The sequence below is a fragment of the Streptomyces sp. CB02366 genome (assembly GCF_001905905.1).
Taxonomy (GTDB): domain Bacteria; phylum Actinomycetota; class Actinomycetes; order Streptomycetales; family Streptomycetaceae; genus Streptomyces.
Map to the genome: position 1 here is coordinate 1 of NZ_LIVT01000027.1, position 23,356 is coordinate 23,356.

Annotated in this window: 21 protein-coding genes and 2 pseudogenes; 13 read left to right on the forward strand and 10 right to left on the reverse strand. The window is 72.5% G+C overall.

All coding sequences use genetic code 11. The annotated features are described in order from the left end of the window. Nucleotides 1-276: 276 nt before the first annotated feature. Nucleotides 277-528, reverse strand: a complete 252-nt coding sequence (locus AMK24_RS31490) for a helix-turn-helix domain-containing protein (protein ID WP_073772308.1) — start codon at nucleotides 526-528, stop codon at nucleotides 277-279. A 513-nt stretch (nucleotides 529-1,041) separates the two neighbouring features. Between AMK24_RS31490 and panD the strand changes: the two genes are divergently transcribed. Both panD and AMK24_RS31500 read left to right on the forward strand, forming a co-directional pair. Next, nucleotides 1,042-1,467: an aspartate 1-decarboxylase gene (gene panD, locus AMK24_RS31495; protein ID WP_073772309.1), complete on the forward strand. Its 426-nt coding sequence runs from the start codon at nucleotides 1,042-1,044 to the stop codon at nucleotides 1,465-1,467. 75 nt (nucleotides 1,468-1,542) lie between these two features. After that, entirely contained in the window at nucleotides 1,543-1,896 is a 354-nt protein-coding gene (locus AMK24_RS31500; RefSeq protein WP_073772310.1) for a GNAT family N-acetyltransferase, read from the forward strand. Between the two features lie 601 nt (nucleotides 1,897-2,497). On the opposite strand, the gene AMK24_RS31510 is transcribed toward AMK24_RS31500, so the two are convergent. From AMK24_RS31510 to AMK24_RS31530, 5 genes are all read right to left on the reverse strand, one after another. Then, nucleotides 2,498-3,880 carry a diaminopimelate decarboxylase gene (locus AMK24_RS31510; RefSeq protein ID WP_073772312.1) on the reverse strand — a complete coding sequence of 461 codons (1,383 nt, stop codon included), beginning with the start codon at nucleotides 3,878-3,880 and terminating at the stop codon, nucleotides 2,498-2,500. Nucleotides 3,881-3,972: 92 nt separating this feature from the next. Further along, nucleotides 3,973-4,770 (reverse strand): family 1 encapsulin nanocompartment shell protein, encoded by a 798-nt coding sequence (locus tag AMK24_RS31515; protein WP_073772313.1) that lies wholly within the window; start codon nucleotides 4,768-4,770, stop codon nucleotides 3,973-3,975. Continuing rightward, the gene (locus AMK24_RS31520; protein ID WP_073772314.1) at nucleotides 4,770-5,849 is read right to left on the reverse strand and encodes a Dyp-type peroxidase; all 1,080 of its coding nucleotides are present in this window, start codon (nucleotides 5,847-5,849) and stop codon (nucleotides 4,770-4,772) included. The genes AMK24_RS31515 and AMK24_RS31520 overlap by 1 nt, the downstream gene beginning before the upstream one ends. A 180-nt stretch (nucleotides 5,850-6,029) precedes the next feature. Beyond that, nucleotides 6,030-7,472, reverse strand: a complete 1,443-nt coding sequence (gndA, locus tag AMK24_RS31525; protein ID WP_073772315.1) for an NADP-dependent phosphogluconate dehydrogenase — start codon at nucleotides 7,470-7,472, stop codon at nucleotides 6,030-6,032. Nucleotides 7,473-7,569: 97 nt separating this feature from the next. Next, nucleotides 7,570-8,112, reverse strand: a complete 543-nt coding sequence (locus tag AMK24_RS31530) for a DUF5709 domain-containing protein (RefSeq protein ID WP_073772316.1) — start codon at nucleotides 8,110-8,112, stop codon at nucleotides 7,570-7,572. Nucleotides 8,113-8,607: 495 nt separating this feature from the next. On the opposite strand from AMK24_RS31530, the gene AMK24_RS31535 reads away from it, so the two are divergent. Next, nucleotides 8,608-10,239, forward strand: a complete 1,632-nt coding sequence (locus AMK24_RS31535; RefSeq protein WP_073772317.1) for a carboxylesterase/lipase family protein — start codon at nucleotides 8,608-8,610, stop codon at nucleotides 10,237-10,239. Between the two features lie 97 nt (nucleotides 10,240-10,336). Here the strand turns inward: AMK24_RS31535 and AMK24_RS31540 are convergent. Together AMK24_RS31540 and AMK24_RS31545 are read right to left on the reverse strand one after the other, a co-directional pair. Further along, nucleotides 10,337-10,855: pseudogene (locus AMK24_RS31540) on the reverse strand (ATP-binding cassette domain-containing protein); the annotation flags it as partial. A 6-nt stretch (nucleotides 10,856-10,861) separates the two neighbouring features. Continuing rightward, on the reverse strand, nucleotides 10,862-11,236 hold the full coding sequence (locus AMK24_RS31545) for a hypothetical protein (RefSeq protein WP_073772318.1): 375 nt from the start codon (nucleotides 11,234-11,236) through the stop codon (nucleotides 10,862-10,864). A gap of 96 nt (nucleotides 11,237-11,332) precedes the next feature. Here AMK24_RS31545 and sigJ point away from each other — a divergent pair, with 96 nt between their 5' ends. From sigJ to AMK24_RS31560, 4 genes are all read left to right on the forward strand, one after another. Further along, nucleotides 11,333-12,286 carry an RNA polymerase sigma factor SigJ gene (sigJ, locus tag AMK24_RS31550; RefSeq protein WP_073772319.1) on the forward strand — a complete coding sequence of 318 codons (954 nt, stop codon included), beginning with the start codon at nucleotides 11,333-11,335 and terminating at the stop codon, nucleotides 12,284-12,286. 149 nt (nucleotides 12,287-12,435) lie between these two features. After that, complete coding sequence (locus tag AMK24_RS34085; protein WP_158072192.1) at nucleotides 12,436-12,582, forward strand: hypothetical protein; 147 nt, start codon at nucleotides 12,436-12,438, stop codon at nucleotides 12,580-12,582. 480 nt (nucleotides 12,583-13,062) lie between these two features. Further along, complete coding sequence (locus AMK24_RS31555) at nucleotides 13,063-13,857, forward strand: ABC transporter ATP-binding protein (RefSeq protein ID WP_073772320.1); 795 nt, start codon at nucleotides 13,063-13,065, stop codon at nucleotides 13,855-13,857. Beyond that, entirely contained in the window at nucleotides 13,857-16,280 is a 2,424-nt protein-coding gene (locus AMK24_RS31560) for an ABC transporter permease (RefSeq protein WP_073772321.1), read from the forward strand. Before AMK24_RS31555 ends, AMK24_RS31560 begins: the two co-directional genes overlap by 1 nt. A 171-nt stretch (nucleotides 16,281-16,451) precedes the next feature. Here AMK24_RS31560 and AMK24_RS31565 read toward each other — a convergent pair whose 3' ends face one another. After that, nucleotides 16,452-16,958 carry a hypothetical protein gene (locus AMK24_RS31565; RefSeq protein WP_073772322.1) on the reverse strand — a complete coding sequence of 169 codons (507 nt, stop codon included), beginning with the start codon at nucleotides 16,956-16,958 and terminating at the stop codon, nucleotides 16,452-16,454. 182 nt (nucleotides 16,959-17,140) lie between these two features. After that, entirely contained in the window at nucleotides 17,141-18,346 is a 1,206-nt protein-coding gene (locus tag AMK24_RS31570) for an MFS transporter (RefSeq protein ID WP_073772328.1), read from the reverse strand. A gap of 61 nt (nucleotides 18,347-18,407) precedes the next feature. Here AMK24_RS31570 and AMK24_RS31575 point away from each other — a divergent pair, with 61 nt between their 5' ends. The 6 genes and pseudogenes from AMK24_RS31575 to AMK24_RS31610 all read left to right on the forward strand — a co-directional run bounded on the left by AMK24_RS31575 (nucleotide 18,408) and on the right by AMK24_RS31610 (nucleotide 23,229). Further along, a complete protein-coding gene (locus AMK24_RS31575; protein ID WP_073772323.1) occupies nucleotides 18,408-18,866 on the forward strand; it encodes a winged helix-turn-helix transcriptional regulator in 459 nt (152 codons plus the stop codon). A 651-nt stretch (nucleotides 18,867-19,517) separates the two neighbouring features. Beyond that, a complete protein-coding gene (locus tag AMK24_RS31580) occupies nucleotides 19,518-19,973 on the forward strand; it encodes an SRPBCC family protein (RefSeq protein ID WP_073772324.1) in 456 nt (151 codons plus the stop codon). 3 nt (nucleotides 19,974-19,976) lie between these two features. Next, nucleotides 19,977-20,228: pseudogene (locus tag AMK24_RS35055) on the forward strand (NAD(P)/FAD-dependent oxidoreductase); the annotation flags it as partial. Nucleotides 20,229-20,806: 578 nt separating this feature from the next. Beyond that, complete coding sequence (locus AMK24_RS31590) at nucleotides 20,807-21,016, forward strand: hypothetical protein (RefSeq protein ID WP_073772325.1); 210 nt, start codon at nucleotides 20,807-20,809, stop codon at nucleotides 21,014-21,016. Between the two features lie 16 nt (nucleotides 21,017-21,032). Beyond that, on the forward strand, nucleotides 21,033-21,761 hold the full coding sequence (locus AMK24_RS31595) for a restriction endonuclease (protein WP_107427516.1): 729 nt from the start codon (nucleotides 21,033-21,035) through the stop codon (nucleotides 21,759-21,761). Between the two features lie 1,036 nt (nucleotides 21,762-22,797). Beyond that, complete coding sequence (locus AMK24_RS31610) at nucleotides 22,798-23,229, forward strand: DUF4240 domain-containing protein (RefSeq protein WP_242435340.1); 432 nt, start codon at nucleotides 22,798-22,800, stop codon at nucleotides 23,227-23,229. Nucleotides 23,230-23,356 lie beyond the last annotated feature (127 nt).

Consider the following 23,356-nt stretch of genomic DNA (forward strand, 5'->3'; position numbering starts at 1 on the left):
CTCGCCAAATGAGATGACCTCTAAGACGGCCGTGTCTGTCTTGACTCTTATCGGGAGTGCGGGCGCCGACAGATCAGTGCGCGTCCCAGGGCGCGGAAGGCATCGTGGATGTCGTCGCATACCTCCCAGGGAACCAGCGCAGGCGGGTGAATGCTCGCCCCACGCCTCAGCGTCCTGTTCCTCGGCTTGAGGTGCACACGAGTGAGGCGTCCTCGTCTCGGGCGTTCGGCACCTCGTGAAGTGCTGGCAGCCTCGGGAACCTCGCGAGGAAATTCGCTAATGGATCTTCTGCTGCTCTAGCCACTTGAAGATCTCGGACCTCTTGTACAGGACTTTCGCGTTCCTGCCTCGTCCGAGTTTGTAGCCCTTCAAGCCCAGCTTCGATGCCTCCCTGTAAACCCAGCTCGTGGACATGTTGAGCATCGCAGCGACCTCGGCAGTGTCCATAAGGACGGGCTCGACGCTACGGCGCCTGCCCGACGAGTTCATATCGGTGCGGGTCTGGTCGAAGTGCGACTGCGGTTCCACGGGCAAGATGGCTCCCTGAGGCTGGCCTGAGCCCCGATCGCGGCATTGGCTCGCTCTCTGCTCTGGCCGAATTCCAAACATCCTTGACACCCGCCCTGTGCCAAGAGTCACCGGACGAGCTGTAGCCATGGTCATGAGGATCGCCGGTTTGGCTAACCGGCGATCCGCGGCTATGTTGCCGCGCCACTTCGATCCCTCGGATGCCTGTGTGCAGCCGGATCCCTGGCGACCGCCCTCGCCGCTTGCCTCCCAGACCGCCAGAGTGACTGGGACCACGGACACCCTTCGCAGGGTGCTGCGTAGGCTTGTGCAGTCGTCGCGGTGGGGTCCAGGAGGGCGGGCGAAGCTCTTCAGTAATCACCTGACGGTGCGTCAGAAAAGTCAGCAAGTGGTCAGCATGAGTCCTGAAAAACCTGGGGAATGCTGCCCGAGCATGCGACTCGTTGTAGGGTAGGAAAACCGCCCTTGACCTGCAAAAACGCAGGCAGGGAGCCTATGTCCAGGAGTACCTCGATGATGCGTACAATGTTCAAGTCCAAGATCCACCGGGCCGCCGTCACCCAGGCCGACCTGCACTACGTGGGGTCCGTGACGGTCGACGCCGCTCTGATGGAGGCCGCCGACCTGCTGCCCGGCGAGCTGGTCCATATCGTCGACATCGACAACGGCGCCCGTTTGGAGACGTACGTGATCGAGGGTGAGCGCGGTTCCGGCGTCATCGGGATCAACGGGGCGGCCGCGCACCTCGTGCACCCCGGCGACCTGGTCATCCTGATCAGCTACGCGCAGGTGGACGACGCGGAGGCCCGTGCGCTGGTGCCGCGTGTCGTGCACGTGGACGCGGACAACCGGATCGTGGCGCTCGGTGCGGACGCCTCGGCGCCCGTACCCGGCTCCCGTACGGAGCGGAGCCCGCAGGCCGTCGTCGCGGGCGGCTGAGGTCGCTCGCGCGTAGAGGTGATCACGGGGGCCCCGGTCCGGGAGCGCCCCCGAAACCGGGAGAGAGCAGGAGTCATGGCGGAGAAGGCGGACGTGGAGATCAGGGACGACCGGGAGCGCGGCAGCCTCGGGGCGTACGAGGGGGGCGAGCCGGTCGGGACCATCGCGTACTTCGTCCTGGACCCGGCTCCCGGCGCCCTGGTGGCCGTGCACACGGTCGTCCCTCCCGCCCACGGGGGCAAGGGCATCGCGGGGGCGCTCGTGCGCGAGTTCTACGCCATGGCCGACCGTGAGGGGGTCCCCGTCGTACCGCTGTGCCCGTACGCGGCGAAGTGGGCGCAGCGTCACCCCGAAGAGGCGCCCGAGGCGTCGGCCGAGCTCGTCCAGGAGGCGAAGCGACAGCTCAGGGACCACCCCGAGCTGCTCTGACCGGCGGGGCGGCCGTCGCCTCGGACGGCTCCCGGGGCGCCCGGACGCCCGCCCCCTCCGGGCGGGCCCGCGCACCTCCGTATGGACGACTGCCGCCCCGCCCGGGTGTGGACTCGGCAGGCGCGGGCAGCCGCCCCGGGAGACGGTGGAGGAAAGCTCCATCTGTTCCCTTCGTCCTGTTGTGGAGGATCGCGATGACCCACCCGTACCCCGACCCCGTACCGCCTTCGCCGACCCCTCCGCCCGTGCCGGGCCCGCCCACGCCGGTGCCCAGTCCGCCGCCGGTGCCGCCGGGGCCCGCACCCGTGCCGCCCGGCCCCGCGCCGGACCCGATCCCGCAGCCGCCGGCGCCCGGCCCGGACCCCGTACCGGATCCGGAACCGGAGCCGCAGCCCGCCGGGACCTGACCGGGGGCCGGTCCGGTCCTGGGGGCCGGTCCCGGTTCCCCCGTGCGAGCAGGGGCAGGGGCAGGGGCAGGGGCGGAGGGGGAGCCCCCGGTGGCGACGACCGCCGGGGGCTCCCCCTCCGCCCCCGCCCGGGGAGGCCCGGGCGGGGGCGGGGCCGGGCCTGCCCGTTCCGCCCGCTCGGCCGCCCCACCCGGTCAGACCCTCTCGATCAGGGCATCCGCGTGCGCGAGCCCGCTCTCCGCCGCGACGGCGTCCAACGACTGCGCCTCCCGCACCGTCGCGAACGTCACCGCCCCCTCCCGCCCCGTCCGGAACCCGTACACCGCCGGGCGGGGCAGGCTGTTGTACGCCCACGGGGTGGAGAAGTAGTACGCCCCGGTGTCGTACAGCACCACCACGTCGTCCTCGGCCAGCTCCGGCAGCTCCCTGCCGTACGCCACCACGTCCCCGGCGAAACAGCACGGCCCCGCGACGTCCTGTGCCAGCACCGGGCCGACCTTGGGGGCGCCGTCCGGGCCGAACGCACCGATCCGAAGCGGCCAGGCGTCGGGCATCAGCACCGTACGGGTGGCCGTCTGCGCGCCCGCGTGGGTGAGGGCGATCCGGCGGCCCCCGGCGTCCTTCACGTACTCCACGCGGGCTCCGATGAACCCGTTCTTCGCCAGCAGGGACCGGCCGAACTCCGTGACCAGGGAGTAGCGTCCGGAGAGGAGGCCGGGGACGGCCGCGGTCAGGGCCGCCACGTACTCCGGGTAGGTGGGGCGTACGGTCTCGTCGGCGAAGTTGACCGGGAGGCCGCCGCCGATGTCCAGACTGGTGATCCGGCGGGTTCCCAGGGTCGCGTTGATCTCCTCGGCCAGTTCGTACGTCCGGGCCACCCCGGCCGCGATCAACTCCAGCGGGCAGCCCTGGGAGCCCACATGGGCGTGCAGCCGGGTGAGCCACGGCCGGTCCCGGAACGCCTGCACGATCGCCTCGCGGGCCCCCGGGTCGCACAGCGCCACCCCGAACTTCGAGGTGGCCGTGGCCGTGCTCATCGCCCCGATCGAGCCGCCGCCCACCTGGGGGTTGATCCGCAGTCCGACCACCGAGGCGGTGTCCGGGCCGCGGAGGGCGTCGATGCGGTGCAGCTCGTCGAGACTGTCGGCGTTGACCGCCACCCCGAGGGCGAGGGCCAGCCGGATCTCCTCGCGGGTCTTGGCGGGGGAGTCCAGGACGATGCGGGACGCGGCGAACCCGGCGTCCAGGGCGAGGCGCAGTTCGCCGGGGCTCGCCACCTCGCACCCCATGCCGCGGTCGGCGAGCAGCCGCAGCACCGGGATGAGCGAGCATGCCTTGGCGGCGAAGGTGTGCAGCACCTCGGGTGCGGCGGAGAAGGCGTCGTGCAGGGTCCCGACGGAGGCGCGCACCCCCGCCGTGTCGATGAATCCGGCGACCTGCCCGCCCTCGCCCAGCAGCCCCTGCCCGACGGCGGCCCGCACGACGGCGTCGAAGCGGGAGTCACGGGGGGCGCTGTGGCCGGTCGGGGCGGGCGGTGTCGCGTCGTCCTCGTGGTGTGCGGAAGTCGTCTGCGTCATGCGGCCAGCGTGCCCGACGGCTCTTCCCTCCCGCCAGGGTTCCCGACGGGGCGGGAGTACCCGGCCTCCACACCGGTCGCGTGCGGTGGTGGTCAGGCGATCAGCCCGACCACGGCCTCAGGCGTCAGCATCCGGAAGGTGAACGCCTGCTGGAAGTAGAGGTGGACGCTGGTGGAGTCGTGGTCCGTGTAACCGATCGACAGGTCCTGGCCCAGGCGGAGTTCGAAGTCCCCGCCGCGGGTGGAGAGCAGCACCCCGCCCTTGACGGCGGGCGCCCACAGGATCTCGTCGTCCACCAGGCGGCTCAGATGCGTCTTGACCGGGTAGCCGTGGTCCGAGGTCTCGGCCGCCTCGGTGAACGCGTCCGCGCCGAGAAGCAGCCGGTACGGCCCGTCGACCCCGGCCAGCCGCAGCCGGGTCACGGCCTGGCCGACCGCCACCGGGTAGTCCCGCGCGTCGGCGGGCAGCGGCAGCGGATCGTGCGAGGAGCCGTCCCGCAGGCCGGTGATCCCGGCCGCCCCGTACCCGTCGATGATCGCCATGTCCTCGGCGAACGCGCAGGTGCGCGCCGCGTCCTTGACGGGCTGCCAGTCGCTGTCGGCCGAGCCGCGCTCCACGTCGTCCACGGCCGCGCGGGTCACCGTGAACGGCACCCGCCACTCGATGACCGGCATCGACGTGCGGGCGCGCGCCATCACGTCCGGGGCGGGCGGATCGATGCCGCGCAGATGGCCGTCCCCGACCGCGGCCAGCGTCGGGCCGTCCGGGCCGGAGACGTCGACGACGCGGCGGCCGGCGACATGGCGGCGGAAGGTGCGCCGCGCCTCCTGCTCGATCTCGTCCCAGGCGGCGGGGGTGACGGGTGCGAGTTCGCGGTGCAGATTGTTCATCACTGGGCGCTTTCGTGCAGGCTGCCGATGCGCAGCGAACCATCGCCGGGACCGGTGGCGGCCGGCTCCGGCGCTTCCCGGCGGGCGGGTGCGGGGGCCGGCTCCGGCCGGACCCGGGCGGGGGCCGAGGAGGGCGGGGGCGGGGGGGAGTCGAGGAAGTCGGCGCGGGGGGCGAAGAAGAGCGACCCGGTGACCGCGGTGGAGAAGTCGAGGATGCGATCGTGCGAGCCGGCGCCGTCGCCGAGGAACATGTTGCGCAGCATCTGCTCGGTGACGTCCGGATCGGCGGCGTACCCGATGAAGTACGTGCCGAACTCGCCCTGCTCGAAGCTCCCGAACGGCATGTTCGCCCGCAGGATGTCCCGTTCGGCGCCGTCCTGGTCGATGACCGTGTTGAGCGCCAGATGGGAGTCGGCGGGCTTCTCGTCGTCGGGGAACTCCACGTCGTCCAGCTTGGTGCGGCCGATGACGCGCTCCTGCTCCTCCACGGTGAGCGCGTTCCAGGCCGCCAGGTCGTGGAGGTACTTCTGTACGACGACGTAGCTGCCGCCCGTGAAGTCCGGGTCGTCCGGTCCGACGAGCGCCGCCGTCCGAGCGTCGTCGCCCACCGGGTTCGCCGTACCGTCGACGAAGCCGAGCAGGTCGCGGTGGTCGAGATAGCGGAAGCCGTGCGTCTCGTCCACGATCCGCAGGGCCCCGCCCAGCTTGTCGAGCAGCTGGGACGCCCACGCGAAGCAGAGGTCCATCCGGTCGGCCCGGATGTGCAGCAGGAGGTCGCCCGGTGTCGCCGGGGCGTGGTGGCGCGGTCCCCGCAACTCCGGGAACGGGCGGAGACGGGCGGGGCGGGGCCCGTCGAACAGGCGGTCCCAGGCGCTGGAGCCGAACCCCGCCACACAGGCGAGACCGGCGTTCGGATACCGGAAGCCGAGCGACCGGGCGACGGCCGTGACGTCCGGCAGCACGTCCCGCACCGCCTTCTCACCGCCCGGCTCGATCACACCGACCAGGAACAGCGCCGCACTGGTCACCGGCGCCACGACGGGCTGCACGGAGACGGGATCGGGGACGGCGTCGGGCACGGGCGTACTCCACTACGACGGTGAACGGAGGGGGGACCACGGGAACGGCGGGGCGGGGGCGGCGGACAGGGCTCGCAGCCACTAAGCCACGGCCGGTGGCCGCTCGCACGCGGGGTGGGCCGGTCGGGGGCGCGGGGCCGGCCCGGCCGCCCTCCCGGCCCGCCACCGCCCCGGCGCGTCTCAGCCCGCCTCGACCTCGGACCGGTCGCCGCCCCAGAGGGTGTGGAACGAACCCTCCCGGTCCGTACGCCGGTAGGTGTGCGCCCCGAAGAAGTCCCGCTGGCCCTGGGTGAGCGCCGCCGGCAGCCGGTCCGCGCGCAAGCCGTCGTAGTACGAGAGCGCCGCGGCGAACCCCGGCGTCGGCACGCCCTGCCGCACGGCCTCGGACACCACTGCCCGCCAGCCGTCCTGCGCCGCGCCGATCTCCTGCTCGAACTCCGGGTCGGACAGCAGGCCCACCAGGTCCGGGCGGGAGGCGTAGGCGGCGCGGATGCGGTCCAGGAAGGCCGCCCGGATGATGCACCCGGCCCGCCAGACCGCCGCCACGGAGCCGAGGTCGACGTTCCAGCCGTACTCCTCGCTGCCCGCCCCGATCTGGTGGAAGCCCTGCGTGTACGAGACGATCTTGGAGGCGTACAGGGCCTGCTCCACCTGGTCCGCGAACGCCGCGGCCGCCGTTTTGCCGAGCGGTCGCGGGGCGGGCCCGGGCAGGTCGCCGGCCGCCTCCCGCAGATCGGCGTGGCCGGACAGCGACCGGGCGAACACCGCCTCCGCGATCCCCGACACGGGGATTCCGAGGTCGAGGGCGATCTGGACGGTCCAGCGGCCGGTGCCCTTCTGCTCCGCCCGGTCCCGCACGATGTCCACGAACGGCTTCCCGGTCGCCGCGTCCGTGTGGGCGAGGACCTCCGCCGTGATCTCGACGAGGTACGAATCCAGCCTGCCGGTGTTCCAGGTGCGGAAGACGTCGGCGATCCGCGCGGGGGAGTACCCGGCGACGGAGCGCAGCAGGTCGTACGCCTCGGCGATGAGCTGCATGTCCGCGTACTCGATGCCGTTGTGGACCATCTTCACGAAGTGGCCCGCGCCGTCGGGGCCGATGTGCGTGGTGCACGGCGTGCCGTCCTTCGCCCGGGCGGCGATGCTCTCCAGCATCGGGCCGAGCGACGCGTAGGACTCGGCCGAGCCACCCGGCATGATGCTGGGGCCGTTCAGCGCGCCTTCCTCGCCACCGGAGATCCCCGCCCCGACGAAGTGCAGACCGCGCTCGCGCAGCTCCCTCTCCCGGCGGCGGGTGTCCTCGAAGTGGGCGTTCCCGCCGTCGATGACGATGTCGCCCTCCTCCAGCAGCGGGGCGAACTCCTGGATCACGGCGTCGGTGGGGTCCCCCGCCTTCACCATGATCACCAGGCGTCGGGGCCGTTCCAGCGCGGCGACGAACTCCTCGGGGGTGCGGGCCGTCACGAAGTCGCCCTCGCCCCCGAACTCCTCCACCAGGGCGTCCGTCCGGGAGGCGGTGCGGTTGTGCAGGGCCACGGTGTAGCCGTTGCGGGCGAAGTTCCGGGCCAGGTTGCGGCCCATGACCGCGAGTCCGGTGACGCCGATCCGGGCTGTGCCGCTCATCTGGGTGCTCCTGGAAGTCCGAGGACGGCGGGGGGAGGACGGCGGGGGGAGGACGGAGGGCCCGGAGGGGCGCGCCCCGGGCCGCGGGGCGGCCCGTTCAGGACGACGGCGGGGCTGCCGTACCGCCGGGGGCGGCGTCGGCCCCGGAGAGATCCGGCGGCGGCCAGGGCTCCAGCAGCGCGTCGTCGTCCCCCGGCTCGGGGATCACGTGCATCGCGGCCTCCTCGGCCGACGCCGCCGCTCCGTCGATACCCACGTCGCTCGCGGTGAGGGTGGCCGGAACGGTCCCTTCCGCCTGCTGGGTCAGCCGCCCCGCGCGGGCGACGCCGACCTCGCCGTCCCACGGCTCGCCGTCACCGTCCACGAGATCGCCCACCCCGTCGCCGGGGGTGCCGTCCGGCTCGGGGACCTCCCTGATCAGGCGGGTTTCCAGGGAGTCGCCGTGGCTCTGTTCCGAGGCCGTGGTGCCCAGGCCCTCGACCACCCACGGGCGGTCCGGCGGCGCGTAGCCCTCGTCCAACGGGTCGCCGGTGCCGGAGGGATCCATGAGGGTGTCCTCGGCCCCGAGCTGCTCGGTGGGATCCGAAGCCTCCGGCTCCTGGGGCTGGTAGACCTCGTCCCCCCAGTCGGTGTCGCTCATGGCGCGTCCTTCCTCCGGGAGTGCCGAGAACCGCTGTCCCCTGTACGCAATTCCACTCCGGTACCGCTCCGGCCGCAAAAGGAAGATCGGCGCCCGAGCGCCGCGACGGGCCGCCCGGACCGGTTCGACCGCAGGTCGCGGCCGGTTCCCCGGCGCCCGGAGAGTCTTCCCGGGCCGGCTGTCCGCATTGCCGGTCGGCCCGGCCGGGGACGGTCCCGGGGGAAGGCGCGGCAGTCGGCCCGGGGCGGTCACACCCCCTCGGCGGGCCGCGCCGCCGTACACGGGACAGGCGTCCGCCCCCCCCTGAGGCCCCCAGCCCGTGGCTCCGGCCCCTGAAGGCCCGTACGGGTTTGTGAACGTCCGTACGGGTTCGCGAACGCCAGAGACCCCGCCCGCGCTTCACGATCAATCCGGTGGCACCGGCGCGCGGTGGCCTGCGACGCTGTGACGGCCGCGCCGGTCGCCGGACGCGGCGGGCCCAGGGGAGCGGGAGCAGTGGACGTCTTCACGACGCGGGCGGGGCGGGTACGAGGAGAGCGCGCGGCGCGCGACGACGGCGTCGTCGTGGTGCGCGGCATCCCGTACGCGGCCCCGCCGTTCGGCGCCCTCCGGTTCCGGGAGCCGCAGCCGGTGGAGCCCTGGGGCGGCGTGCGCGACTGCACCGCCTTCGGGCCCGTGGCCCCGCAGTCGGCCGAGCTGCCCGGAGCGCCGACCTGGTCGCCCGGTGACGAGGACGTCCTCACGCTGAACATCTGGGCGCCCGCCGACGGTCCCGGGGACCTCCCCGTACTGGTGTGGATCCACGGCGGCGCGTACGTCTTCGGCTCCTCGGCCCAGCCCGACTTCGACGGCACCGCGCTGGCGGGCCTGGGGCTCGTCGTCGTCACCCTCAACAGCCGCCTCGGTTTCGAGGGGTTCGGCCACGTGCCCGACGCCGACGACGGCACGCCGGTCCCCGCCCCCGGCCCGGGCGGCGGGGCCCCCACCGCGCCCTTCCCCGACAACAGGGGGCTGCTCGACCAGATCGCCGCCCTGGAGTGGGTCCGCGACGACATCGCCGCGTTCGGCGGCTCTCCCGAGCGGGTCACCCTGGCCGGGCAGTCCTCGGGAGCCACTTCGGTGGCCTGTCTGACGGTGGCCGACCGGGCACGCGGCCTGTTCCGGCGTGCCGTCCTGCACAGTGCCGTCAACGCCTTCGCCACGGTGGAACAGGCGGCCCGCACCACCTCCGAGGTCGCCGCCGAGGCGGGGGTGCCCGCCACCCGCGCGGGGCTGCTCGCCGCCCCGCCCGAGGCTCTGGTGGCCGCGTCGGACCGGGTCTGCGCGCGGTACCGGCAGGACCCCGCGTCGGGACGGCGCCACTACGACCCGGCGATCTACGGCCCGGTGGCGGACGGCGTCCTCCTGACCGCCGACCCGCTGGAGGCGTTGGCGGCCGGAGCGGGCGGCGCGGTGGAGCTCCTGGTCTGCCACACCACGGAGGAGTACTGGTTGCTGGACGCGGTCGGCAGCAGTGCGAAGGTCGCGGACGAGGATCGACTGGCCGTGTTCGCAGCCGATTTCGGCCTGTCGGCCGCTCTCGTGGAGGGGTACCGTGCGCGCCTGCCGGAGGCGCCGGTTCTCGAGGTCTACCTCTCCCTCTTCTCCGACCTCCTGTTCGCCGAATACAGCTCCCGCTTGGCCGAAGCCCACGTCTCGGCGGGCGGCCGGGCCCACCTCGCCCGCTTCGACCGCCGCCGGGGCGGCGCCGGGCAGCGGGTGCGGGCCTGGCACTGCGCGGACGTTCCGTTCGCGTTCGGCGCCCTCCACGAGGAGAGCGTCCACTTCCTGATCGGCGGCCCGCCCGGCGCCGCCGACCGGGAACTGGCCAGGCGGATGGCCGGCGCCTGGGCCGCGTTCGCCGCGCACGGCGACCCGGGCTGGGCGCCCCTCACCGGACCTTCGGAGCCCGCCGGGAGCGGCGCGGCGGTACGGATCTGGCGCACGGCGGAGGAAGGCGCGGAAGCGGCGACGGGGACGGGCGCGACCCGGCACCGGGAAGGAGCGCGAGCGGACGGCGAACCGCGGTCCGGGGACGGTCTCCGCGCCCTGTGGCGTACGGCCGGACTGCCGCTGCTGGCCCCCTGACACATTCATGGTCCGTGGCGCACCGCCCGCCGATCGGCCTGCCGAGGGAGGTGGGAGGGCCCGGCCCACCACGGGAGCGAGGCGTACCGGGCCGCCCTCACCCGAATCCGCCCGAACGGGCCGGCCAACGGCCCGCATGCCGCGTCACCTCGATGGAACGGCCGGAACAGGCGGTCATCGGCTCCCGGGTGAGGACCTCCTCGACCACTCCCCGCGCGAGGACGCTCCCCTCCCGCAGGAGCAGGGCGTGGGTGATCGCCGGGGAGAGCTCCTCCAGATGGTGGGTGACGGCCACCCTCGCCGGCTTTGGCCTCGACCCGGCGAGATGGCGCAGGGCGCCGATGAGGTCCTCGAACGAAGGCAGGTCGAGCGCGTGGAACGGCTCGTCGAGCAGCGGCAGACCCGGGCCCGCCATGAGGGCGCGGGCGATGAGGAGGCGGGCGCGCCGGCCGCCCGGGCGGACGCCGTACGGCCGGCCGGCGAGGTCCTCGATCCGGAGTTCGGCGAGCAACGCGTGGGCGCGCTCGCGCACTTCGGCGTCGTACGCCTTCCCCGGCGGCTGGACGGTTCCGCTGGGGCCGGTGAGGACGGTGGTGTGACCGGTCAGCTCCGCCGGGGGGCCTCAGCGGCGGGCCAGGGCCAGCACGCTCAGCCCGAACATCAGGACGCCCAGCGGGAGATGGACCGCCGGCAGGTGCGCTATGCCGACCGCGACCTGGACCGACGCCAGAACCAGGAAGCCGGACGCCTGAAGGACGGGCCGGAGTGGGCCGCCGCCCGGTTTCCAGGCCAGCACTGCCGCGAGCACGTACAGCATCGACGCTCCGTACATCACACGTGCCCCGACGCTGTGCAGCACCTCCCCGTAGGACGTGGTCATCAGCAGCCCCGAGGAGACCGCCTGGAGAAAGATGGTCAGGGTCTGCAGGGCGATCGCGATCCGCAGGAACGAGAATCCGTGCCGCGCCGCCTGTCGTGCCGTCACCTGGGTGGCCATGCCACGCCCCCTTTTCCCGCCCGCGGGCGGTCGATCGATAAGGTCTCACCCACCTGACGACACGGGCGGGCGAAAGGTGAGGCGGAGGCCGGGACCATGGGAGCGTGGGAGAAGGACGCCGGGCGACCGCCCGGGGAGCGCGGACGACTGATCAACGTGGCCTACCGGTTGCTCGGGTCGCTCGCCGAGGCCGAGGACGCCGTGCAGGAGGCGTACACCCGCTGGTACGCGTTGCCGCGCGGGAAACGGGACGGGATCGTGTCGCCCGGCGCGTGGCTGACGACGGTGACCGGCCGCATCTGCCTGGACGTGCTCGGCTCGGCCCGGGTCCGGCGCGAACGCTATGTCGGCGCGTGGTTGCCCGACCCGCTGCCCGACCCCGCCGAGCACGGCCACGGCCCGGGCGCCGACCCCGCCGACCGGATCGTTGTGGACGAGTCGGTGACCATGGCCTTCCTCGTCGTCCTGGAGGCGATGACCCCCGCCGAACGCGTCTCGTTCGTGCTGCACGACGTCTTCCGCTACCCGTTCGCGGAGATCGCCGGTGTCCTCGGCCGGACCCCCGCCGCCTGCAAGCAGCTCGCGGCCTCCGCCCGGCGGCGGGTGCCCGCCGCCCGGCCTCCGGAGACCGCGGACGCGCGGACCGAGACGGTACGGCGCGTGAAGGAGGCATGGGAGAACAAGGACATCGCGGCTCTCGTCGACGTCCTCGACCCGGCCGCCGTGATGACCGCCGACGGGGGTGGCGTGGCCGGAGCGGCGCTCCGCCCGATCGAAGGGGGCGGGCGCATCGCCCCGTACATGGTCGCCGTCACCGATCGGGCTCCCGGGACGGAGCTGGTGGAGCGGACGGTCAACGGCCTGCCGGGCCTGGTGGCCCTGCGCGACGGAGTCGTCGTGACCGTGGCCGCGTTCGACATCGCCCAGGGGCGTGTCACCCGGATCTGGGCGGTCCGCAACCCGGAGAAGCTGCGCTCGTGGTCGTGGGGACGCCCCGACCGCCCGGGCGCCCCGGGCGGAGCCTCGCGGCGCTGCCCGGAAACCTCCTGAAGACCGACCACGCGCCCGCAGTCAACGCGACGCAGGCTCAGGCGCCCGAGACTCACGTGGCGACGGCGTTCCGGGCGTTGCTGGGGGGGGGGGAGGGGGGGAAGCGCTCGGCGCCCTGCCCCCCCGGGTCCACTGATGTCGCGCCTGGGGTGATCGTCGCAGGCATCCGGTCGTTCGGCTCGGCCGGGCTCGTCGCTCTGTCGATGCGCTCGGACGCGGCCGTCCCGAAGCTCCGGGAGGAATTCGGCTACCAGCTTCCGATCCGGGCCTCCGGAAACGACGGCACCCGGCACTGAGCTCCGGGTTCTACGGCACCCCGGGACGCTGACCGGGGAGAGTGCTGCGCCTCCGTCGGGCCCCTCCCATGGACGCACTGCTCATCGAGCCGACGCCTCACACGTAAACGGAAACGCCCATGGCCGCGCCCCGGTGCCCGAGGGGGTTCGGGGAACTGCTTCATCCGCTCGTGGGCGCCCGATCGGCTCCTCCGTCTCGGCTCAGTCCTGTTCCCCGCCCCCGCGGGGGCGGACCCGATTCCACCGTCCCCATCGCGACAGCGGACCCCAGCCTCCTGCTGTACGGGGACGGGTCGGCCAGGCCGTTCCTTCCGGATCGTGCCGGGCGTCGGGAGCCCTGCACGATCCGAGTGGGACGACCTGGATCGGATGGCGGAGGTAGGGAAAACCCCACCCATGATCCACCGGCCGCCGTCATGGTCTCTGACCTGCCACGATCCGTAGGTTCGACGGGACGAAACCGAACGTACGGAGGAACCCATGGCACGGGAAGCCACCCCCTTGACGGCAGCCGTCGAACTCGCCGGAGTACGGCGCCGGTACGGCAAGGGAGACCGCGCCGTGGACGCCCTGCGCGGCATCGATCTGAGCCTCCCGCGCGGCAGCTTCACCGCCGTCATGGGACCGTCCGGATCCGGTAAGTCGACCTTCCTGCAGTGCGCCGCCGGACTCGACCGCCCCACGGCGGGCTCGGTCCGGCTCGGCGGCACCGAGATAACCAGTCTCGGCGAGAACAAGCTCACCGAGCTGCGTCGCAGCCGCCTCGGCTTCGTTTTCCAGGCGTTCAACCTGCTGCCTTCGCTCACCGTCGAGCAGAACGTGCTGCTCCCGCTACGGCTCGCCGGCCGCCGTCCCGACCGGGACCGGGCCGCTGAGGTCCTGGGGCAGGTCGGCCTCGCCGACAAGGGCGACCGGCGGCCCTCCGAGCTCTCCGGCGGCCAGCAGCAGCGGGTCGCCATCGCCCGCGCCCTCGTCGCCCGGCCGGACGTGATCTTCGGCGACGAGCCCACCGGCGCCCTCGACACCACCACGGCCGCCGAGATCCTCACCCTGCTCCGCGACGCCGTGGACCGGCTCGGCGCGACCGTCGTCATGGTCACCCACGACCCGGTCGCCGCCGCCTACGCCGACCACGTCCTCTTCCTCGCGGACGGCGCCCTCGCCGCTCGCCTCCCCCGCTCCACGCCGGCCCGGATCGCCGCCCTGATGGCGGACCTCACCCCTGCGGCGACGGCTTCGGCCACGTTCTCCGCCCCGCTCGGGGCGGTCGCCTGATGTCGCTGCGACCCAACGGCCTCGCCCGGGCCGCCATCCGCTTCAAGCCCTCCTCCTTCGTCGGCACCTTCGTCGCGCTGCTGCTCGCCGCCGCCGTCGTCTCCGGGTGCGGGCTGTTGCTCCAGACCGGCCTCACCGCGTCGATGCCGCCCGGCCGTTACGCCGGTGCGCCCGTCGTCGCCGCGGCCGACCAGCAGGTCCACGCCACCATCGGACGGGGCCCGGAACGCGAGACCTTCTCCGCCGCCCTGCCCGACCGCGCCCGCCTCGACGCCTCCCTCGTCCACGCCGCCGCCCGCGCCCCGGGCGCCGCTCGCGCCGTCGGCGACGTCAGCTACCCCGTACGCGACGCTGCCGGCACCCCCCTCACCGCCTCCGGCTGGGGTTCCACCGCCTTCACCGGCACCCGGCTCGCCTCCGGCGCCGCCCCAAGACCCGACGGGGTCGTGCTCGGCGGCGGCCACGCGCGCGTGGGGGAGCGTGTCACCCTCGACACCCCGCTCGGCCGGCGAACCTTCACCGTCTCCGGAACCACCGGCACGCCCGGCGCGTGGTTCACCGACGCCCAGGCCCTCGCCCTCTCCGGCCACCCCCGCACCGTCGACGCCATCGCCGTCCTGCCCGCTCCCGGCACCGACCCCGGCACCCTCGCCGCCGAAGTCGACCGCGCCCTGCGCGGCGCGGCCGAGGTGCGCACCGGCGACGACCGCAGCCTCGCCGAGGGCGCCGCCCTCCCCGCCGCCAAGGAACTCCTGATCGCGCTCGGCGGTTCCTTCGGCGGCATCGCCACCCTGGTCGCCGTGTTCACCGCGGCCGGTACCGTCGCGCTCTCCGTGGGCCAGCGCTCCCGCGAGTTCGCCCTGCTGCGGGCCATCGGCACCACCCCGCGCCAGCTGCGCCGCTCCATCGCGACCGAGGCCCTGCTGCTCGCCCCGCTCGCCGGCGCTCTCGGCTGCCTGCCCGGACTCGCCCTCGCGAACTGGTGGTTCGGACAACTCCGGGACAAGGGTGCGGTTCCGCAGGGCGTACGGCTCGACACCGGGCCCCTGCCGTACGTCGCCGCCGTTCTCGTCGTCGTCCTGGCGGCCCTGGGCGCCGGGCTCGCCGCTGCCCGCCGCCCGTCCCGCGTCGCACCCGGCAGCGCTCTCGCCGAGGCGCAGACCGAACGGCGCGCGATCGGCCGGGTCCGCACCGTTCTGGGCCTGGTTGCCGCCGCGGGCGGCGCAACGCTCGCCGGGGTCGCCGCCGCCGGTTCCGGCGAGGACGCAGCCAACGCCGCCCTCGGCATCGTCATGTTCTTCATGCTGGCCGTGGCGCTCCTGGGCCCCCTGGTCGCCCGGCTCAGCGCGATCGCCCTCGGCCTGCCGCTCCACGCGGCCGGGGCCCCGGGGCATCTCGCCGCCGCCAACTCCCGGGCCAACGCCCGGCGGCTCGCCTCCGCACTCACGCCCATCGTGCTCGCGACGTCCTTCGCCTCCACCCTCGTCCTGCTGCACGCCAGCACCGACCGTGCCACCGAGCACCAGCAGCGGGCCGGCGTCGTCGCCGACCACGTCGTAACCGCCCCGGCCGGGCTGCCCGTCGACGCCGCCGTCCGCGCCGCCCGCCTCCCGGGCGTCACCGCCGCCGTGGCCGTCCAGCACACCGGTGTCCTGCTCCCCGACCGCGACACGGGCTTCCGGAGCGCCACCGCCCTGGCCGTCTCCGCCGACCCCCGCCCCGTGCTCGACCTCGACGTGCGCACCGGCTCCCTCGCCGGACTGCGTTCCGGCACGATCGCCGTCGACGCCAACATCGCCGACGCCGTGGGCGTCAGCACCGGAGAGCGCCTCCACCTGCGGCTGCCCGACGGCCGTGCCGCCTCGCCCCGGGTCGTCGCCACCTACGGGCGGGGCCTCGGCCTCGCCGAGATCACCCTGCCCGCTGCCGACCTTGCCGGGCACCGCAGCGACCCGTACGCGGACGAACTGCTGGTCCGCGGCGGCACGCCGGACCGCCTCGGCGCGCTCGGCGCGGTCACCGACGCCGCTGGCCGGGCCGCCGCGCAGAGCCGTGACCGCGAGGTCAACGCCTGGGCCAACACCACCATGGCCGCCGTCCTGGGCGGGTTCGCAGCCGTTGCCGCCGCCAACACCCTGGTGATGACCGTTCTCGCCCGCCGGGGCGAGCTGCGCGCCCTCCGGCTCGTCGGTACGACCCGCCGCCAGGTCCTGCGCATGATCCAGTGGGAAAGCCTGGTGGTCGGCGTCGCCGGCACCGTCCTGGGGGGAGCGATCGCACTGGCCACCCTGGTGCCCATGACGCACGGCCTCACCGGCGAGGGCCCCTATCTGCCGCCGCTCCTCACCGGCTCCTTCGCAGCCGCGGCGCTGCTCCTCGCCTTGTTCTCGGCCTCCCTCCCGGCCCGCGCGCTACTGCGATGAGCCAGCACGCCGAGACCGACGTCCGCGCCCCGCCGAACCCGGCGAACCGCGCCGGGCCTCGCTCGACAGCACATGAACTTTTCCTGTCGCTGCCGAACAGGGTGCGCGTGTTCTTCGGGAGGCCGATAGCCGAAGACTTTCAGTGCGAACCCGCGAATCCACCGGTGTGCTTCAGGTCGGTGGATCCGTGGGTTCGGGTGCAACGCGAGGATGCTGTGTGAGACGAAGAGCTTCGGACAGAACGTCGGCGTCGATCTGTGCCGCTGTGCTGTCGCCGTATTCGAGCATGTCGTACTCGTCGTCCAGTTCGGCGAGACGCTCGGCCAAGGGAAGCTCGTGCCCGAAGCGTCGGTGGATCCGCGAGGCCAGCTCACGTGGTGTCAGCCCGCCGGCCAGCATCCAGGCGGCGAGTGCTCCTGCCTCGGCTTCCTGTCCGGCGATGCCCGGGTAGAAGGGTTCGAGACCCAGCTCATTGAGCGCCGGGGGAAGAAGCCGAAGGATGTCGTCGTCAGCCTCTGCGCGTGTGCACGCGGCCAGGGTTCGCAGGGCAGGGCTGTCGAGTCCGGCGACGAGGGCGTCGCAGGCGCCGGTGACGACATCGGTTGCCCGGATCTCGCCGATGCTCCAAAGGAGGGCACGGCCCTGTAGGGCGAGTGCTGCTGCTTCAGTCGATATCACTTGTCCATGATTCCTTTCATGGTGCGTCGCGGTCGAGCTGGTGGCCTCGAAGGTGCTGTTCAGCGGCCTGCTTCAGCAGGCTTCGGGCGGGAGTGCGTGCCAGGCCTCGCACCGGACGCACACCCGAGTGCCCACGGTGCGAAGGCAGCGGATCGCAAGCTTTGCGGGTCGGGACGAGGCAGTTACACGAGCACGTCCCGGCGTGTGTCCTCGACTGTGTGTCGGTTGGCGGCCCAGATCATGAGTGCGCAGAGGGCGAAGGCGGCGCCGAGGAGGCTGGATCCGGTCCAGCCTGCGGCGGAGTACACCGCAGTGGTGCCGATTGCTCCGACGGCGGAGCCGAGGGAGTAGAAGAGCATGTAGCCGCCGATGACGCTGCTCGTCCGCTGTGAGTATGCGGCTGTGAGCAGGTGTTGATTGCTGACGTGTACGGCCTGGACCGCGAAGTCGAGGACGATCACGCCGATGACGACCGCCCAGAGCGACCAGGACGCTTGTCCGGTCGCCAGCCATGAAGCGGCCAGGAGCACGAGTGCACCTCCGGTGATCACGTTGGCGCGGCCGCTGTCGGCTCCCCGTCCGGATCGAGAGGCGCCCAGCGCCCCGGCGAGCCCGGCGATCCCGAAGAGGCCGATCTGGGCGGTGCTCAGGTGCCATGGCTCGGCGCTGAGCGGGAGGGCGAGGCCGCTCCACAACACGCCGAAGGAAGCGAACAGGAAGAATGCGATCAGTCCCCGCGAGAGGAACAGGCGCTCACGGAAAAGGCGCCCCAGTGAGATCAGCACCGCGCTGTACGTGGCCCGGACGTCGCGCGGGTCGGGTGGCAGGAGCTTCAGCACGAGGCCGGCGAGCGCGATGAGAAGTACGGCGAGTACCACGTAGATACTTCGCCATCCCCAGAGTGCGGCAAGACCGCCGGCGAGCACGCGCGCTCCGAGGATGCCGATGATGACACCGGAGGTGACGGCACCGAGGGTGCGGCCGCGTTCCGCTGGCGTGGACAGGTCCGCGGCGAAGGCCACAGTGGTCTGAACAACGACCGCGAAGAGACCCGCGATGGCCAGTCCGGCAAGCAGAAGCCATAGATCCGTAGCAACTGCGGTCAGGGCCATGCCGACCGCAGCGAGGAGAAGATGTCCGGCGATGAGCTTGCGCCGGTCGAACATGTCCCCGAGAGGGACGAGGAGAGCCAAGCCGACCAGGTAGCCGAGCTGCCCCGTGGTGACGATCCATCCCGAGTCGGCTTCCGGCAGGCCCAGGTCATCGCCGATCCGGGCCAGTACGGGCTGCGCCACATAGATCGTCGCGACCGCGACCGCGCAGATCACAGCGAACAGCGTTCTCCGGCCAGACGCAGGGCTCACCGACACACCTCCAATGAGTAGCATTTTGCAACCAAAATGAAGGTACGGCAGAATGGTTTCGATCCACAACTCTTCAGGAGGAGTGATGGCCGGCACGGCCGCCCGTATCGAGGGGATGTCCTGGACCGACCCCGCCTGCCCCGTCGCGCGCACCCTCGACCTGGTCGGGGACCGATGGAGCCTGCTGATCATTCGCGACGCGATGGACGGTGCGCGAGCATTCACCGACTTCCAGCACCGCACCGGAATCGCGCGCAACATCCTCACCGAGCGGCTGCGACGCCTGGTCGAACGGGGGATCCTCGATCGGCGCACCGCCCCCACCGGACGGCGGCAGAACTACGTCCTCACAGAGGCGGGCCGAGACCTCTTCGCCGTCATCGTGGCCGCGCGCCAGTGGGGTGAACGACACGCCTTCGCGCCGACCGAGGCTCACTCGGTCCTCGTTGACGAAAGTGGTCTCCCGCTCCCAGAGCTGCGCCCCACCGACGCGCACGGCAGGCCCGTGGACGTCGATACGACCTCGGTACAGCGCGATTGCTGACCAGGAGGGAAGCCCCCCGCTCCGAAACTCCCGACCACCGGACTCGATCTGCTCGCCACACTGGAAAGCGGCAAACGCCTGGTGCGCCATCGCCGCCTGCACGCCGCCCGCGCCCACCTGCTTGAACTCCTCGGGGAGCACGCGGCTGCCGTGGTCCCTTGCCGCGAGGCCGCGCGCCGCGCCACCGGCGCCCCGACCGCCAACACCTCACCGCCCGCGTCCAACGGCTTGCGGTCCGAGGGCGACGGGCCGTGTCGAGGGGGAGTGGGCGTTCCCGGCCATGCGGGGTGGGGTCGTGAAAGTTCGGGAAGAGCGCGAAGGGGCGACCGGTCGGCCGCTCCCTGGTCCGGCAGGTTGCCCGTCGGGATCGCCGGCGTCCTTTCCGAGAGCCGGAGAGCAAGGGGCCCGGAGTCGCTGCTTTCGCCGGCATGCCCCTGCTGCTGTTCCTGCCGTAAGTGGCAGTTGGAGGAGGCGTGCGTCTGGGGTCGGATGCCGAGTCCGACTCCGCCGTCGCTGTTGTTCGGGTCGGAACCGTTGCCGTCGAGGAACGCGCCGTCGCCGGGGGCCGACTGCTGCGCGGGGCGTAGGCCGGGGGAGTTCGGGTACTGAAGTGCCGGTGTACTGCAGGACTTTCCGAGGGCTGGAGGACCGATGGCCGTACGGTACCGTTTGATCGAACGTCCGGTCGAGGACGTCTGGGCGGTTCTCGCAGACCCCACGCGCTATGGCGACTGGGTGGTGGGCACGGCGAAGTCCAGGCCCCATGAGGGTGTCTGGCCGCAGGTGGACGCCAGTATCACCTACACCATCCGGCTGGGCCGCTGGTCCGCCCAGGGGCGCACTGTCGTCCGGCGGTGCAAGGCCCCGCACATGCTGGAGCTGGAGGCCGAGAGCGGACGGCTGGGCACGGCACGCATCGCGCTCAAGGTCCGCTCCTGGGGACGGAACACCTTGGTGATCATCGATGAGCACCCCTTGCGGGGGCCGGCTGGGAAGCTTCACAACACCGTGGTGGACGCACTGGTCCAGTTGCGTCACCGCAGCATGCTCGCCCGACTCGCGAAAGCCGTCGAGGAGACCGCCGACGGGGCGCAACACGCCTCCTGACGGCCCACCCCGGAGGCTATGGACGGCAACTTGTCCGGCGGGGCGATCAACGGCGGGAGCGCTGCCGCTCACCAGCAGCTGGTCTTTCGTGCGACACCGGGCACGGGACCCCCCGAGACGCAGGTGAAGAACCTGTACCTCGCCTCCGCATCCGCGTGCCCCGGAGGCGGCGTGCACGGTGCCCCCGGCGCGAATGCGGCCCGTGCCGCGCTGCGCGGCGGGGCCGTTCGCCGCCTGCGCCTTCCGTCGCTGTAGTCGATCAGCTGCCGTTCAGTATCGAGTCGTTCAGAAGCCAGAAGCCAGAAGCCAGAAGCCAGAAGCCAGAAGCTGGGCTGCGGGAGTAGAGGCCGGGGCCGCTACCTGGCCGCTGGCCGACGACGTCGGCAGGTGCCCCGCCCCCTACTGCATCCCCGTCGGGGAGGGAAGTCAGGTGTCAGTTGGGCCGGAGGTCGGCGTACTTGCTCGGGTTCGGGACGGTCAGGTAGGGCCGCGGGCTGCCGTCGCACCCCTGGCAGGTCGGGGCCGTCCGGTTGCTGGGGCTGAGAGCGAGCTGGCGGCCCGCGAGCTCGTGGGCCCGCGCCCGTCGCGGGAGATCTCCGGGAAGACAGATCCGGCGATGTCAACTGCCCTTTCGTGCCAGGCCGGTTCTGGTGAAGTTCGTCGCTCATGGCGGCGAGCCTGTGGGGCGTCACCGAGTTCATCTCCCGCACGAGGTATCCGGCCACCCGGTCACTTTGCGTCATCATCAGGCAACTACCAGGCACAGCGGTGCGGGCTGCGGATACACAAGGGGGTCGGAACGGGACCGATGGATGATCCGGAGGCGGGGCGGGATGCTGACCATCAACGTAGGGGTGCTGCTCGCTGCCGTCGTTTTGTTGCGGTTGCGCGGGCGCACTGAGTCCCGGAGCCGGAATGACGAGAAGCTGACCGTGATCGTCGTGCTCGCGCCCGGCGTCGTCACCGCCCCGACCTCGCTGGGCGAGGGCATCGGCGACTTCCTGGGCCGGCTCGCCTCCGGCATCACCGACTCCTCCCGCTGAAACCGGAGCACCCCCGATGGCCAACCGCCGCCCCCCGTCCCGCCGCCGGCCTGCGGCCCGTCGTCCCGGCCGCCGCGGCGCATTCTCGCACCGACGCTCGCGCCGGCAGCAGCACCGCGACGCTCAGTTGCTCCTGATCGGCTTCGTTGCCGTCGCGGGCCTCACACTGGTCTGGGCGCTGATCTCCTGGCTGCTGGCGAACTGGTGGGCGCTGATCGTCCTCGGGGCGCTCGCCACCATGGGCGCGACGGTCTGGGACCACCGGCGTCGCCGGCAGCAGGCATGGGACCGGGTCAGGCAACAGGCCCTGCGCTACGGGCTGCCGCAGCTGGACGCCCTGCACCACCGCGACTTCGAGTACGCGGTCCGCGACCTGATGCTCCGCGACGGGTGCACCGATGCCCGGCAGATCGGCGGGGCCGGCGACAACGGCGCCGACGTCCTGGCCACCGACCCCCTCGGCCGCACCTGGGTCATCCAGTGCAAACACCGCCGCGACGGCGACCGCGGCTCGGCGGTGGGCACCCCCGACCTCCAACGCGTCAACGGCACCGCCCGCCAGCTCTACGGCGCCGACGTCGTCCTGGTCGTCACCAACGGCCGCTTCTCCGCCCGCTGCCAACCCCTCGCCACGCAGCTGCACATGCACCTCGCCGACCGGCGTACCCTCGCCACCTGGGCCGGCGGCGGACGCCCCTTGTGGGAGCTCCTGCCGAAGATTCCGCCACCCCGCAAAGGCCGGTAGCCGGCCTCCGGCCTCCGGGGCCGCTCAACCGGTCCCGCTTCTTACGCCTGCCGATCCTGGTCCGCGAGGTGTACAGACACGCGGCGGCCCCCGTCCGCGACCGCAGTACGCACCAGCAGCTCCACCAGCCCAGCCGCTGCTTCGTCGGCTTCTCGGTAGCCCCACTTGTGCAACTGCCCTCATACGAACCCCGAGGCCTTCTGCGCAGCCCAGGGGGCGGCCTCCAACGACCAGTTCGCCGACCGCCGGTTCCGCACCAGCATTCGCGCCCGGCCCGTCCCTTCAAGGGATGCCTCCGGATGCGGCGGCGAGATGGGCCGTTTCGATGGGGGCGGCGTCTTCGGCGGATAGTCCGGGGTGTGTTCCAGCACAGGGGGCTCCCAGTATCGGCGAACACCTGTCGTAGAACCGCTGTCACCACCCGGGGTCAGAACCGTGGCGCCAGGCAGGGCCGTGTGTGCCGTGATGACTTCGCCGTTCCGTGGGGGGCGGGCCTCTTCTTGTCGCCGCGTCTCCTCGTCGCGCGCGGAGTGCACGGGCGTGGTCAGGTGAAGCGCCGGAGATCTTCTTCCGAGCCCTTGGCGCCAGGGCGCGACCCGTACCGGTGCATCCCGGCGTCCGGGATGTTCGAACCAGCACGGAGGCCACTTCGTTCGTCCCCTGAGCGCAGCATGCGAGGGCCGGTTCCGTGGCCTTGCGGTCCGGTCCCGGAGGGGTTTCGGAGGGACCAGGGGGGCGAGCCCAGGTCTATGACTACGACCACTTGTTCCGATGGCTTCGCGAGCGTGCGATCCGCCCTTACATCGCGCGCAAGGGCATCGAGTCCTCACCGTGGGTGGGCCGACGTCGGTGGGTGGGGGGAGCGAGCCGTGCCCTGGCCGGCCGGCTGCCGAAGGCTCCACCGCCGCTACGGGCTCAAGGCCGAGCGCTTCCTTGCCTCCGTCTGCGCGGCAGCAGCCCTCATCGGCTACCGCCGGTCAGTCGGACAAGCGGCTGAAACCTCTGTGTGTCACACCTCTCCGCCATGCTCTGCGACATGAACGAGAACGCCTTCTGGCAGCTCATCGAAGCGTGCAGCCCCTCTGTCCCCGACGCCGAGGGCGATGAGCTTGCCGCTGTCCTGACAGCCCGCCTGATGAACGGCTCTGTGTCTGACGTGACGGGCTTCGCCGAGCAGCTCTCCTGGGCCCTGCACAGGCTGGACCGCAAGGAATACGGGGACGGTCTGTCGAGCGATCAGTTCCTCTACACCCGGGCTGCGGTCGTCGCGGCCGGCCGTGAGGAGTTCGAGCGCGTACTTCAAGACCCCAAGCGGTTCATACCGTACGCCAGGGACCTCGTCTGGGCCGAAGCCCTGCTCTACGTACCCGACAACGCATACAAGCAGCTCACCGGCGACGAATGGGACCGCAGCACTCGCTACAGCTACGAGTCGTACTCCAACACAGCCGGGTGGACCGCCCCATAGGCCCCCTCACCACTCCTGCCTTCACCGTCCGAGGCGACTTCTTACTGATCTTTTCGTCAGTTCGGGGCGGGCCCCGCGGCCGGGGCCGGTGGCGTGGTAGCCCGGTGAACTTGCTCCGCTTTGACGG